This window comes from Sphingobium sp. ba1, from assembly GCF_000743655.1.
Classification (GTDB): Bacteria; Pseudomonadota; Alphaproteobacteria; order Sphingomonadales; family Sphingomonadaceae; genus Sphingobium.
This window is the reverse complement of sequence record NZ_JPPQ01000069.1, coordinates 1,662,597-1,675,054: the sequence shown is the minus strand read 5'-3', so window position 1 is coordinate 1,675,054 and position 12,458 is coordinate 1,662,597. Positions and strand designations below refer to the sequence as shown.

15 protein-coding genes are annotated in these 12,458 nt (G+C 64.3%); 14 read left to right on the top strand and 1 reads right to left on the bottom strand.

Annotation, left to right across the window (positions count from 1 at the left end):
• Window positions 1-710, bottom strand: a 710-nt coding sequence (radC, locus tag IL54_RS11135; protein ID WP_443210760.1) for a RadC family protein, incomplete at its 3' end; no start/stop codon positions are given.
• Window positions 711-820: 110 nt separating this feature from the next.
• On the opposite strand from radC, the gene IL54_RS11130 reads away from it, so the two are divergent.
• The 14 genes from IL54_RS11130 to IL54_RS22980 all read left to right on the top strand — a co-directional run.
• Window positions 821-4,054, top strand: coding sequence for an intermembrane phospholipid transport protein YdbH family protein (locus IL54_RS11130; RefSeq protein ID WP_037475641.1), 3,234 nt, complete (start codon window positions 821-823; stop codon window positions 4,052-4,054).
• The gene (locus IL54_RS11125; RefSeq protein ID WP_037475638.1) at window positions 4,051-4,239 is read left to right on the top strand and encodes a YnbE family lipoprotein; all 189 of its coding nucleotides are present in this window, start codon (window positions 4,051-4,053) and stop codon (window positions 4,237-4,239) included. The genes IL54_RS11130 and IL54_RS11125 overlap by 4 nt, the downstream gene beginning before the upstream one ends.
• Window positions 4,236-4,637 (top strand): YdbL family protein, encoded by a 402-nt coding sequence (locus IL54_RS11120; protein WP_037475635.1) that lies wholly within the window; start codon window positions 4,236-4,238, stop codon window positions 4,635-4,637. The genes IL54_RS11125 and IL54_RS11120 overlap by 4 nt, the downstream gene beginning before the upstream one ends.
• A 171-nt stretch (window positions 4,638-4,808) precedes the next feature.
• Window positions 4,809-5,132 (top strand): AtpZ/AtpI family protein, encoded by a 324-nt coding sequence (locus IL54_RS11115; protein WP_037475633.1) that lies wholly within the window; start codon window positions 4,809-4,811, stop codon window positions 5,130-5,132.
• Window positions 5,133-5,181: 49 nt separating this feature from the next.
• The gene (locus IL54_RS11110) at window positions 5,182-5,967 is read left to right on the top strand and encodes a F0F1 ATP synthase subunit A (protein WP_037475631.1); all 786 of its coding nucleotides are present in this window, start codon (window positions 5,182-5,184) and stop codon (window positions 5,965-5,967) included.
• Window positions 5,968-6,020: 53 nt separating this feature from the next.
• Window positions 6,021-6,248, top strand: a complete 228-nt coding sequence (locus IL54_RS11105) for a F0F1 ATP synthase subunit C (protein WP_006961951.1) — start codon at window positions 6,021-6,023, stop codon at window positions 6,246-6,248.
• Between the two features lie 84 nt (window positions 6,249-6,332).
• Window positions 6,333-6,827 (top strand): F0F1 ATP synthase subunit B family protein, encoded by a 495-nt coding sequence (locus IL54_RS11100; RefSeq protein WP_037475627.1) that lies wholly within the window; start codon window positions 6,333-6,335, stop codon window positions 6,825-6,827.
• Complete coding sequence (locus tag IL54_RS11095) at window positions 6,820-7,434, top strand: F0F1 ATP synthase subunit B family protein (RefSeq protein WP_037475625.1); 615 nt, start codon at window positions 6,820-6,822, stop codon at window positions 7,432-7,434. Before IL54_RS11100 ends, IL54_RS11095 begins: the two co-directional genes overlap by 8 nt.
• Window positions 7,435-7,704: 270 nt before the next feature.
• Window positions 7,705-9,621, top strand: a complete 1,917-nt coding sequence (gene uvrC, locus IL54_RS11090) for an excinuclease ABC subunit UvrC (RefSeq protein ID WP_037475624.1) — start codon at window positions 7,705-7,707, stop codon at window positions 9,619-9,621.
• Between the two features lie 208 nt (window positions 9,622-9,829).
• Window positions 9,830-10,003 carry a hypothetical protein gene (locus IL54_RS24145; protein WP_156106190.1) on the top strand — a complete coding sequence of 58 codons (174 nt, stop codon included), beginning with the start codon at window positions 9,830-9,832 and terminating at the stop codon, window positions 10,001-10,003.
• 68 nt (window positions 10,004-10,071) lie between these two features.
• Window positions 10,072-10,281 (top strand): hypothetical protein, encoded by a 210-nt coding sequence (locus IL54_RS11085; RefSeq protein ID WP_037475622.1) that lies wholly within the window; start codon window positions 10,072-10,074, stop codon window positions 10,279-10,281.
• Window positions 10,282-10,322: 41 nt separating this feature from the next.
• Complete coding sequence (gene recO / locus IL54_RS11080) at window positions 10,323-11,057, top strand: DNA repair protein RecO (RefSeq protein ID WP_037478411.1); 735 nt, start codon at window positions 10,323-10,325, stop codon at window positions 11,055-11,057.
• Window positions 11,058-11,108: 51 nt separating this feature from the next.
• Window positions 11,109-12,155 (top strand): 3-isopropylmalate dehydrogenase, encoded by a 1,047-nt coding sequence (gene leuB, locus IL54_RS11075; protein ID WP_037475620.1) that lies wholly within the window; start codon window positions 11,109-11,111, stop codon window positions 12,153-12,155.
• A gap of 10 nt (window positions 12,156-12,165) precedes the next feature.
• Window positions 12,166-12,458 (top strand): PLP-dependent transferase (locus IL54_RS22980; protein WP_193378894.1); only part of this gene is annotated, 293 nt, incomplete at its 3' end.

Below are 12,458 nucleotides of genomic sequence, written 5' to 3'. Positions count from 1 at the left end.
CCCTTAGCCCGCATACTCACATGCCCCTGCGCGCCGACGATGATATGGTCATGCACGGCGATATTCAGCCGTTTGCCCGCCTCGATGATCTGCCGCGTCACCTCTATGTCCTGACGACTGGGTTCAGGCGAACCACTGGGATGGTTGTGGACCAGGATCAGCGCCGCCGACCCCAGGTCGATGGCGCGCCGTATAACCTCGCGGACATAGATGGCGGCCTGGTCTATGGACCCATCGCCCATATTCTCATCACGGATCAGCATGTTGCGGGTGTTGAGATGCAGCACGCGCACGCGTTCCACCCCCAGATGCGCCATGTCGGCGCGCAGATAGTCGAGCAATGCCTGCCAACTCGCCAGCACCGGTCGCGCCGCAACCTCGTTGCGCAACATCCGCAGCGCGCTGGCCTGGACGATCTTGATCGCGGCGACGCTGGTGTCGCCCATGCCCGGCACCCGCGCGATCGCATGCCAGTCCGCCGCCATCAGCCCGCCTATGCCGCCAAATTCGCGCAGTAACGCCTTAGCCAGCGGCTTGGTGTCGCGCCGGGGGATCGCCAGCGCCAGCAGATATTCGATCAGTTCATGATCGTGCAGCGCGTCGCCGCCTGCCTCCGCCAGCTTCTGGCGCAGCCTTGCCCGGTGGCCTGCGCCGTCATGCGTGACTTTTGCGTCCTGCTCGGCCAAGCTCGCCCCCTTGCTACCGACCATGACGCTATGCGTTGCGGAATCGCGGGGCAAGGATATTTAGGACGGGTCGGACGTTCTGGTCCCGTCACGGACCATAGAGTGTCGCACGAAAGCCGGGGTTGGCCATAAGCATGGAAGAACAGGACGGCGAAGAGGCGATTCGCCGGGGGTGGCTGCGCTGGCTGGGTGTCGGCACGGGTACGCTTGCGCTGGTGCTGGTCGGGCTGTGGACGCAGCGCGCGCCGATCGCCGAAAATTTCGTCAGCCGCGAACTCAACCGGCGCGGCGTGCGGGCCAATTACGACCTGGTCGATGTCGGCCTGCGCACCCAGCGGATCGAGGCTATCGTGCTGGGCGACCCGGCCAAACCCGATTTGACCGCCGAGTGGGTCGAAGTCGATATCGCCTTCACTGGCGTCACGCCTGAAGTGGCGGCCGTGCGGGCAGGGGGCGTGCGCCTTCATGGCAGTTACAAGGGCGGCGTGCTGAACCTGGGCGAGCTGGATAAGTTCAGCGATCCCAATTCGACCGCGCCCTTCAGCCTGCCCGACATTCTTCTGTCGCTCACCGACGCCCGGCTGCGGCTGGATACCGACGCGGGCCAGGTCGGCCTGCGGATCGACGGCTCTGGCGGGTTGCAATCCGGTTTCGACGGGAAGGTCGCCGCCGTCATGCCGCGCGGGACCATGGCGGGTTGCGCGATGACCGATGGCAGCGCGCTGCTCGATATCGCCATGCGCCAGGGTCAGCCGCATCTGACCGGACCCATCCGCGCCGCCGCTTTCGCCTGTCGCGGGGCCGCCACCGCCATGGCGCAACCCGTCGCCGTCATCGACCTGACGCTCGGCAAGGCGTTCGAACGCTGGACCGGCCATGTCGACCTGTCGGGCGAAGCGCTCAAGTCCAACGGCCTGGTCCTCGCCAGCCCGGCAGGTCGCATCGATTTCGACGGCAGCAAGGCCGGGTCGCAAGGCCGCGCCCGTATCAACGCGGCCACGCTGGCGGGTGGTGGCACATTGATCGAGCAGGCCGCGCTCAACGGCGCCTGGACGTTCAAGAGCGACGAAGCGACGATGCAGGGCAATCTGTCGGGCCGCAACATCCGCCTCGTTTCGCGCGAATCGCTCGCCGCTTTCCGCGCATCGACGGCGGGCACCCCCGTCGCCCCATTGGCGGCGCGCTTCGCCGACGCCGTGGCGCGGGCAGGGGACAATAACCAACTCCGCACGAATTTCGCGCTCGTACAACGCAGCGCCAAGGGTAGCCTCGTCCTCACCAACAGCCGCCTCGCCGCCCGCAGTGGCGCGCAGGCGGCGCTCTCGCCCGACGGTCGGGTGACGCTGGGCTGGCCGGGGCAGGGGCGGGCAGCACTTGATTGGGCGCTTGACGGCGCGATCACGACGCGGGGCGGCGGCTTGCCCCAGGCCGCGCTGCGCCTGGTGCGCCGACCCGGCGGCGGCTTTGGCGGCGATCTGTTTGTTGATCCCTATGCGGCGGACAATGCGCGCCTGGCGCTCGATCGCGTCCGTTTCACCGCTGCGTCCGATGGCACGACTCGCTTCGCCACCTCGCTCCGGCTCGATGGTCCGCTGCCCGACGGCCATCTGCGCGGCCTGACGCTACCGATCGAAGGACAACTCGCCGCCAATGGCGCGCTGCGCATCAATCCGCGCTGCGTTCCCTTCTCGGTCACAGAGGCCCACTATGGCAGTTTCGCGATAGGCCAGACCCGCCAGACGCTGTGCCCGCTCGACGGCGGCGCTTTATTCGCCATGGGAGCGGGCGGCATCAGCGGCGGTGCGGACATCCGCAAACTCGCCCTCTCCGGCACCAGCGGCGACAGTCCCCTGCGGCTGACCGCCGACCATGCCCGTGTCGCGCTCGGTCAGACGGGCTTCGCCCTGGCCAATGCCGACCTGTCGATCGGCCCGCAGGATGCGCCGGTTCATCTCACCGCCGCCAGCCTGGACGGCCGCATGACGGCCAAGGGCTTTGATGGCAAGGCCAGCGGCGCAGGTGGCCGCATCGGCACCATCCCGTTGATCCTCGAACAGGGCAATGGCGATTGGCGCTTCGACAAGGGCGCACTCGCCTTCCGCGCCGCCATGACCGTGCGCGATTCGCAGGTGCCCGCCCGCTTCATCCCGCTCGCCGTACCGGATTTCACGCTGATGATGCGCAATAGCCGGATCGCCGCCACCGGCACGCTTACCGCGACACGCAATGGCGCGACCGTCGCCCGCACCGACATTGTCCATAATCTGACCACTGGCCAAGGCCATGCCGACCTGACCGTTCCCGACCTGGCCTTTGGTCCCGATCTTCAACCCGAAGACGTAACGCCGCTGGCGCTCGGCGTGGTCGCGAATGTGAAGGCCAAGGTGAACGGGCAGGGCCGGATCGACTGGACTGGCTCCGATGTGACGTCCACCGGCACCTTCCGCACCGACAATGCCAGCCTCGCCGCCGCCTTCGGTCCGGTCGAGGGGCTGAGCGGCGAATTGCGCTTCACGGACCTCATCAATCTCGTCTCCGCCCCCGGTCAGGAAGCGCGAATCCAGTCCGTCAATCCGGGCATAGAGGTGCGCGACGGCATCGTGCGCTATCGGCTGGAAGCGGGGCAGAAGGTGCGGATCGAGGGCGGCGGCTGGCCCTTCTCCGGCGGCGAGCTGGTGCTGCTGCCCACCACCATGGATTTCAGCGCCGACGTCGATCGCTACATGACCTTCCGCGTCATCGGCCTTGATGCGGGGGCTTTCATCCAGGCGATGGAACTGGACAATGTCTCCGCCACCGGCACGTTCGACGGCATCATGCCGCTGATCTTCAATGCCCAGGGCGGTCGCGTCGCGGGGGGCGTGCTGGTCGCGCGGCAGGAAGGGATGGCGCCGCTGCTCATGCCCGAAGGCGTGCTGCCCTCCATTCCCTGCGATCCCGCGCGACAGTCCGGCGTCCTCTCCTATGTCGGCCCGGTATCGAACGAGCAATTAGGCGTGATGGGCCGCATCGCCTTCGACGCGCTCAAAAATCTCCAATATAAATGTCTGACAATCCTGATGGATGGCGCGCTCGATGGTGAAATGGTCACCAATGTCGTGTTCAACGGCGTCAATCGCGGGCAACTGGGCGGCGCGCCAGCCGGTCTGGCGCGCAATTTCGTCGGCCTGCCTTTCCTGTTCAACGTCCGCATCTCCGCGCCTTTCCGCGGGCTGATGAGTACGGCGCAGTCCGTCATCGACCCGACCCAGACGATCCGGGATGAGATCGGCAAGCAGGCGCAGGAAAAGATGCGGGCGCAAGCGGCGGAAGGGCTTGCGGTTCAGCCTGTGGACAGCGACAAGATGGCAAACGGGGAGCCGAAATGAAGAAAAACGCAATCATCATGGCCGGATTGGCCGCATCGGCTCTGGGGGGCTGCATTCAGGTGAAGGCCCCCGACAAGCCGATCGAGATCAATCTGAACGTCAAGGTGCAGCAGGAAGTCGTGGTGCGCCTGCAACGCGATGCCCAGGATCTGATCCAGAATAACCCGGAGTTGTTCCCGCAATGACACGCAAGATGCTCATAATCGCCGTTGGCGCTGCCGTTGCGCTGGCCACGGGATTCGCCATGACGGCCCCCGCCCGCGCGCAGACGGGCGCTGTCGCGTCGGCCATGGCGGCCGGAACCGTGGGTGAACAGGCCGATGGCTATCTCGGCATCGCCGGCTCGGTGAGCGCCGATGTGCGGGCCGAAGTCGAATCGATCAACATCAAGCGCCGCGCCGCCTACACCCAGTTGGCCAGCCAGCGCGGCGTCACCGTGCAGGATGTCGCCGCTGCCACCGGTTGCCAGACGCTCAGCAGCCGGGTCAAGACCGGCCAGGCCTATCGTATCGGCGCGGGCGCGTGGCAGACCAAGGGGGCAGGCGCGATCGCACTGCCTTCCTATTGCGCGACGGCGGGCTGAAAATCCCGCTCTGGCGGACTTTTCTCCTTCCTTCGTCCAGGGCGTCATTCTCTGCCCGAACCATGGTTGACTATCCGCCATCCCCTTTCTAAACGGGCCGCGCCTTGACGGGTGCAGCCGCAAGCGCCATGCCGCCTGCCATAAGGGGTCACCCCCCGGTGGAGGACGAACATGGTTGCGGAGACACCCGGACAGGACCCGGCAGGGGAAGACGCGCGGATCGCTTCGTTGGAGGAGCGGATCGCACGGGCCGAATCTGTCGAAAAGGTCAGGCAGGGGGCTACTGAGCAAGCGGCGGACGATGGGTCTCGCCTCGGCAACAGGGTTCTTGCGGAACTGATCGGCGGTCTTGTCGGCGGTGCGTTGATTGGCTGGGTTCTTGACCGGCTTTTCGGCACATCCCCATGGCTCCTGCTCGTCTTCCTCGGTCTTGGGATCGTGGCGGCGTTCAGGAACATCATCAGATTGACGACGATAAAGCGTCCCCCGCAATAAGGGACGCTTTCTTCTTAGTCCGACGGTAAAGACGTTACAGGGGTCCAGCGTGGCAGAATCCGGCAAAATCGATCCGATGCACCAGTTTGCGATCGAACCCTTGTTCGGTACGGATCAGCTGTCGCTCGGCGGTTTCAACATCGCCTTCACCAACAGCGCGCTCTATATGGTGCTGGCCGCCGTCGTGCTGTGGATCTTCGTGATCGGCGGCATGAAGCGGGAACTGGTGCCGGGCCGCTGGCAGATGGCGGTCGAATATATGACCGGCTTCATCAAGAATCTGCTGATCGCGAACGTTGGCGAGGGTGGCAAGAAGTATATCCCCTATGTCTTCTCGCTGTTCATGTTCATCCTGCTGGCCAACCTTTTGGGTCTGCTGCCGCTGGGTCTGGTCGGGCTTCACCCCTTCACTTTCACCAGCCATTTCACCGCGACCGGCGTATTGGCGATCATGAGCTTCTCGATCGTGCTGATCGTCGGCTTCGCCAAGCATGGCTTCCACTTCTTCTCGCTCTTCATTCCGCACGGCACGCCCGCGCTGATGGTGGCGCCGCTCTTCCTTATCGAACTCGTCTCCTTCATGGTGCGTCCGTTCAGCCTGGGCCTGCGACTGTTCGTCGCGATGACCGCTGGCCACGTTCTGCTGAAGGTGCTTGCCGGGTTCGTCATCAACAGCGCAAACGCATCGCCCGCTCTCGGTCTGACGGTCGGCACGGCCAGCTTCATCCTGATGATCGGCATCAGCGCGCTGGAAATGCTGGTCGCGGTCATCCAGGCTTATGTGTTCGCGCTGCTGACCTCGGTCTATCTCAACGATGCCGAGAACCTGCACTGAGTTTCATCTAGTTTCGTCAACAATCACTATATTCTAACGAAGGAGTTTACGACATGGACGCAGAAGCCGCAAAGCTGCTCGGTGCTGGCCTGGCCGCCATCGGTGCGGGCATCGCTGCCCTCGGTGTGGGCAACGTGTTCAGCGCGTTCCTCGAAGGCGCGCTGCGCAATCCGGGTGCCGCTGATGGCCAGCAGGGTCGTCTGTTCATCGGTTTCGCCGCGGCGGAACTTCTGGGTCTGCTGGCGTTCGTTATCGCCATGATCCTGGTGTTCGTGGCCTGACACGCCTTACGGGACGGGCAGGGTGGCCTTCACGCCGCCACGCTCGTCCCGCACTATTGACCGCGCCCTGATCGGACGGAAAAAATGCCTCAAATCGCGCAAATTGCCGAAACCTACTCCAGCCAGATTTTCTGGCTGCTGCTGACCTTCGGCTTCGTGTTCTTCGTCATCGGCCTCGGCATGGTGCCCAAGGTGCAGGGGACGGCAGACGCGCGCGACGCGAAGATCAGTGGTGATCTGGACGCGGCAAAGGCTGCCTTTGCCCGTGCCGATGAAGCCGAAGCGGATTATCGTGTCCGTGACGCGGAAAGCCGCACCGCCGCGCAGGCGATGCTGGCCAAGGCGAAGAGCGAAGCCGCCAAGGCTTCCGAAATCAAACTTGCCGCCGCCGATGCGGAGGTTGCCACGCAAATCGCGGCCGCCGAAGCCCGCATCCAGGCTGCCTCCACCGCAGCCCTGGCAGAAATCGAAACCGTCGCCGCCGAAGCAGCGCGCGACATGGTGGCTCGCATTTCCGGCGTGGAAGCGTCGGACGATGCAGCCCGCAACGCAGTAAAGGCGGCACTGGCCCATGGCTGAGGCAGCAGCACAGCATCAAGGGGGCACGCCCCCCACGCTCGACGAGGCAATTCACGCCGAAGGCATGGAGCCGGTCGGCACCGTCGCGCATGAAGGCGTGGCCCCCCACACCGATCCGGAAGCGGTCGGCATGGACGCCACCGCCTGGGTGAGCCTCGCCATGGCGGCGTTCATCGCCATCCTGCTGTTCAAGAAGGTGCCTGCCCTGATCGGCAGCGTGCTGGACGGCCGGATCGCGCAGATCAAGGAACAGCTTGCCGAAGCGACCCGGCTGCGGGCCGAAGCCGAAGCGCTCAAGGGCGAATATGAAGCCAAGCTGGCCGCTGCGGCCGGTGAAGCCGACGCCATGCGCAAGGCTGCCGAGCATGAAGCCGAAGGGCTAATCGCCGATGCCAAGGTGAACGCCGATGCGCTGATCGTTCGCCGCCAGAAGATGGCCGAGGACAAGATCGGTGCCGCGGAACGCGCCGCCATCGTCGCCATCCGCGCCAAGGCCGTGAATGCCGCAACCACGGCCGCCGCGGTCCTGATCGCCCAGGGCCATGATGCGCAGGCGGACAAGGCGCTGGTCGACCGCGCGATCACGGGGCTCGGCACGATCAACTGATCGGTCCGGATCACCGCAACGTAAAAGGGCTGGGGGCAACCCCGGCCCTTTTACGTTGCGGCCCAAAGCGGCCCGGCGGGACAGAACGGCCCTGTCCTACACGCCCTATTCTGTGCCATAACCATGCCACCGCGCGATCCCGCTCCCTTTTCGATAGGATCAGGGTCGGGACATAAAATGTCCGATTCTGCGGGAAATATGCGAAGTTAAGCGCGGGACTTCCTATTCGTGAGCCATTGCGATCCCGGCAGCGCACGCTATTTCAGGCCCATGTCGCAACCCCAATCGCCCGACCGTTTCAACGAAGACAAGGCCAGCTACACGGTGCGCGGGTCCGGTGCGCCCGATCTCGATCAGGGCGTCGAAGCGATCCGCACCACGCTCAAGACGCTACCGACCCGGCCCGGTGTCTATCGGATGCACGATGCGCGCGGCGATGTGCTCTATGTCGGCAAGGCCCGCGCGCTCAAGAATCGCGTCGCCAACTATACCCAGGTCGATCGGCTGCCCCGGCGGCTCCAGCGGATGGTCGCGCAGACCCGGTCCATGACCATCGTCACCACCAACAGCGAGGCCGAAGCCTTGCTGCTGGAAGCGCAACTGATCAAGCGCTACCGCCCGCCCTACAACGTCCTGCTGCGCGACGATAAAAGTTTCCCCTTCATCCTATTGCGCGAAGATCATGCCTTCCCCCGCGTCCAGAAGCATCGCGGCGCGCGCAAGGCGCAAGGTCGCTATTATGGTCCCTTCGCCAGTGCAGGTTCGGTTACGCGCACCATCAACGCGCTGCAAAAACTGTTCCTGCTGCGCTCCTGCACCGACAGTTTCTTCGCCAACCGCTCGCGCCCCTGTTTGCTCTATCAAATCAAGCGCTGCTCGGCCCCCTGCGTCGATCGGATCGACCCGGAAGGCTATGCCGAACTGGTCCGCGACGCGCAGGATTTCCTGGGTGGCAAATCCACCGCCGTTCAGAAGAAGCTCGGCACCGCGATGCAGGCGGCATCCGATGCGATGGACTTCGAACAGGCGGCGGTAATCCGCGACCGGCTGAAGGCCCTGACCTTCATTCAGGGCAGCCAGGCCATCAACGCCGAAGGGCTGGGCGACGCCGACATTTTCGCGCTGGCGGCGAAGGGCGGGGCGATGTGCATCCAGGCCTTCTTCATTCGCGGCGGCCAGAATTGGGGCCATCGCAGCTTCTTCCCGGTCCACACCGCCGAAGTCGCCGAAGATGAAGTGCTGGCCAGTTTCATGGCGCAATTTTACGAGGAAGTGCCGCCACCCAAGCTGGTGCTGACCGATCGCGCGCCTGCGGAATGCGATCTGATCGCCCAGGCCCTGACCGAACGGATCGGCAGCAAGGTTCGTATCGAAGTCCCCCAGCGCGGCGACCGCACCCGCTTGATCAAACAGGCGCAGCGTAACGCAGTCGAAGCGCTCGACCGTCGCCTCGCGGAGACCACCAGCCAGGGCAAAGTGCTGGACGACATGGTGGAAGCCTTCGGTTTGGAGGGCATACCCGACCGTATCGAAATCTACGATAACAGCCATATTCAGGGCGCCCACGCCCTTGGCGCGATGGTGGTCGCCGGACCCGAAGGCTTCCGCAAAAATGCCTATCGCAAGTTCAACATGAAAGACCCCGTCATCTCGAACGATGATTTCGCGATGATGCGCGACATGTTCGAACGGCGCTTCGGTCGCGCCCAGCGTGAAGACCCGGATCGCGACAGCGGCGAATGGCCCGATCTTGTCCTGATCGACGGCGGCAAGGGCCAGCTATCCGCCGCGCGCACGATGCTGGAGGAAATGGGCATTGAGGACGTGACCATGATCGGCGTTGCCAAGGGGCCGCATCATGGCCGGGATGGCCGCGAGGTATTTCACCTGATGGATGGTCGCGAAGTCACCTTCCCGATCAACCATCCCGTCCTCTTCTACCTGCAACGGCTACGCGATGAGGCGCATCGCTTCGCCATCGGCGCGCATCGCGCCAAGCGGAGCAAGGCGATCACCGTCAGTTCGCTCGATGAAGTGCCGGGCATCGGCCCGGCGCGCAAGAAGGCGCTGCTGATGCATTTCGGCACCGCCCGCGCTGTCCGCGATGCCGCGCTAGAAGATCTGGCACGCGCGCCCGGCGTGTCCACGGCGGTGGCCCAGCAGGTCTATGACTATTTCCATGGCTGAGGCGGCGAAGGCCAGCCAGTTGCAATTCTCGTACATTATGCTACATGCACTGGGCTGACGTCCTTTGATGACGATCTATGTTTCCTCCTCCGGCCCTCAATGTGCGTGGACGAGGTCTGTCTCGAAGCCTTCGCTTCTCTTCAGTTCATGGGTCGCTCCGGCGACACTCTAGCCATGCGTTCGTTATTGCACGCCGCATGTTCATTTTATGGCGGCAAAGGCCGTCCAGGATTCGATGACTATTATTTTTCCTTCCTCTACCCGTTCTTCGCTTGCTCATGGGCTTGATCGCCTTTCGCCGACCCACCGCGTCGCATCGCCGTTGACCGGCCTGTTGAGCAACCGCGAATTGAAGAAAATCGTGGCCGACATGGTCGACTGACCGTTAGCCGGACGGTGCCGATCGCACCGTCCGGCGCTTTATCGTTACTCTCTACTGAAAGGCACATTATGAGCAGGGAAACCCTCAAACCATTTTTGATCAGCAAGAATGAAGAAGGCGCATTCCGCCTGACCGTCCGCGACACCCGCTTCAATTCGCAGGGCTATCCGATCGTCACCGCGACGATGCAGGACGAAATTTTCAAGTCGGCCTCGGCTGCCCGCGCCTATGCGCGTGATAATTTCAAGGCCGAACCGGGCCAATATTCGACCAAGTAAGCCGACAGGATAGCGGGCGGATGCGTAGCTAAGGCCGATTGGTGCCAACGCTTGTCACCCCCGCTCTCGTCTGCGCCTTGCGCCCCCATGGCGAACATGGGGCCATCGCCCGCCTGCTGACGCCCGACCATGGTCTGGTTGCTGGCTATGTGCGGGGCGGACGATCCCGCCTGATGCGGCCCGTACTGTTGCCGGGCAACAGCGTCATGGCAGCATTCCGCGCCCGGACCGAGGATCAACTCGCCGGGCTGACGGTCGAAATGGCGTATAGCCGCGCCCCCCTCCATGCCGAACCTCTGCCAGCCGCCGCGATCGACTGGAGCTGCGCGCTGACTGCCGCAGCCCTGTCCGAAGGCACACCCCATCCGGCGCTATATCGCGCGCTTGATGGCGTGATGGGTGCCATCGAGGCGGCACCGGCGGCACGCGGCTGGGCCGTTGCGCTGGTGCGGTACGAATTGCTGCTGCTGGCGGAACTGGGCTTCGGCCTCGACCTCAGCCGCTGCGCAGCCTTGGGCGATGCCGACGATCTCGCTTATGTCAGCCCGCGCAGCGCCGCTGCGGTCAGCCGTGCGGGCGCGATCGGCTATGAGCATCTGCTCCTGCCGCTGCCGCCCTTCCTGTTGGCGGGCGGGACGGGCGAATGGACCGACATCATGGATGGCTTTGCGCTCACCGGCTTCTTCCTGGAGCGCTCCGTCCTGACCGATCGGCGCATTGATATATTGGCCGCGCGCGAAAGGCTGGTCGATCGCCTGAAAAGGGCGGTTGCCTGACTGTCCCTGCTTCCATAAGGGGCAAGCGTCCCCCTTGGTAAGGAGCTGCCCATGTTGATCGCCCTGTTTCCCGGAGATGGCATCGGCCCCGAAATCGTCGATCAGGCGAAGCGGGTGCTGGATGCGCTGGCGATTGACGGCCTGACCTATGAGCATGGGCTGGTCGGCGGTGCCGCTTACAAGGCGGTCGGCCACCCCCTGCCACCTGAAACGCTGGAGATCGCCAAGCGGGCCGACGCTATCCTCTTTGGCGCAGTCGGCGATCCCGATTGCGATGCCCTCGAACGCCATTTGCGCCCGGAACAGGCGATTTTGGGTCTGCGCAAGGAACTCGGCCTTTTTTCTAACCTCCGTCCAGCCAAGGTCTTTCCCGAACTGGCCGGTGAGTCCGCACTCAAGCCCGAAGTCGCCGGCGCGATCGACCTGCTGATCGTGCGCGAGACCAATGGCGACGTCTATTTCGGCGAAAAGGGCTTCCGCACCACTGCCGATGGTCAGCGCGAAGGCTATGACGTCATGTCCTATAATGAGGGCGAGGTGCGCCGCATCGCCCATGCCGGTTTCCAGGCCGCCCGCGCCCGGCGCGGCAAGCTCTGTTCGGTGGACAAGGCCAATGTGCTGGAAACCAGCCAATTGTGGCGTGACGTGGTGATCGAGGTATCGGCCGACTATCCCGACGTCGCGCTCAGCCACATGTATGTCGATAACGCCGCGATGCAGCTGGTCCGCAACCCCGGCCAGTTCGACGTAATCGTCACCGGCAACCTGTTCGGCGACATTTTGTCGGATCAGGCCAGCATGTGCGTCGGCTCCATCGGGATGCTGGCGTCGGCAACGCTCAACGGCAGCGGGCAGGGGCTCTATGAACCGATCCACGGCTCCGCCCCCGACATTGCGGGCACCGGCAAGGCCAATCCGCTCGCGACGGTGCTGTCGGCGGCGATGCTGCTGCGCTATTCGCTGGGAATGGCTGATCAGGCCGACCGGATCGAACGGGCCGTCGCCAAGGCTTTGGCAAACGGCGCGCGCAGCCCCGATCTGGGCGGCACGATGAATACGGTGGAAATGGGTGACGCGGTGCTGGCGGCGCTGGACTGAGGAACAGACGATGAAGCGGAAAAGCGGGCAAGACCCAGAAATCACCAAGCATTGGAAGCCTGCGACGATCGCGGTGCGGGGCGGCACGGCGCGCACCGAATATGGCGAAACATCCGAAGCGCTCTTCCTGAGCAGCGGCTATTGCTATGACCGGGCGGAGGATGCGGCCGCGCGCTTTGCCGGTGAGCAGCAGGGCATGACCTATAGCCGCCTGCAAAACCCCACGGTCGAAATGCTGGAACAGCGTATCGCCCTGCTGGAAGGGGCCGAGGCCTGCCGCGCCACGGCGACCGGCATGGCGGC

Excerpts from the sequence above, each read along its gene's own strand:
- leuB (WP_037475620.1), top strand. The coding sequence starts at position 11,109 with ATGTTGATCGCCCTGTTTCCCGGAGATGGCATCGGCCCCGAAATCGTC.
- IL54_RS11100 (WP_037475627.1), top strand. The coding sequence starts at position 6,333 with ATGCCTCAAATCGCGCAAATTGCCGAAACCTACTCCAGCCAGATTTTC.
- IL54_RS11105 (WP_006961951.1), top strand. The coding sequence starts at position 6,021 with ATGGACGCAGAAGCCGCAAAGCTGCTCGGTGCTGGCCTGGCCGCCATC.
- IL54_RS11125 (WP_037475638.1), top strand. The coding sequence starts at position 4,051 with ATGAAGAAAAACGCAATCATCATGGCCGGATTGGCCGCATCGGCTCTG.
- uvrC (WP_037475624.1), top strand. The coding sequence starts at position 7,705 with ATGTCGCAACCCCAATCGCCCGACCGTTTCAACGAAGACAAGGCCAGC.
- IL54_RS24145 (WP_156106190.1), top strand. The coding sequence starts at position 9,830 with ATGGCGGCAAAGGCCGTCCAGGATTCGATGACTATTATTTTTCCTTCC.
- IL54_RS11115 (WP_037475633.1), top strand. The coding sequence starts at position 4,809 with ATGGTTGCGGAGACACCCGGACAGGACCCGGCAGGGGAAGACGCGCGG.
- IL54_RS11085 (WP_037475622.1), top strand. The coding sequence starts at position 10,072 with ATGAGCAGGGAAACCCTCAAACCATTTTTGATCAGCAAGAATGAAGAA.
- IL54_RS11120 (WP_037475635.1), top strand. The coding sequence starts at position 4,236 with ATGACACGCAAGATGCTCATAATCGCCGTTGGCGCTGCCGTTGCGCTG.
- IL54_RS11095 (WP_037475625.1), top strand. The coding sequence starts at position 6,820 with ATGGCTGAGGCAGCAGCACAGCATCAAGGGGGCACGCCCCCCACGCTC.
- IL54_RS11130 (WP_037475641.1), top strand. The coding sequence starts at position 821 with ATGGAAGAACAGGACGGCGAAGAGGCGATTCGCCGGGGGTGGCTGCGC.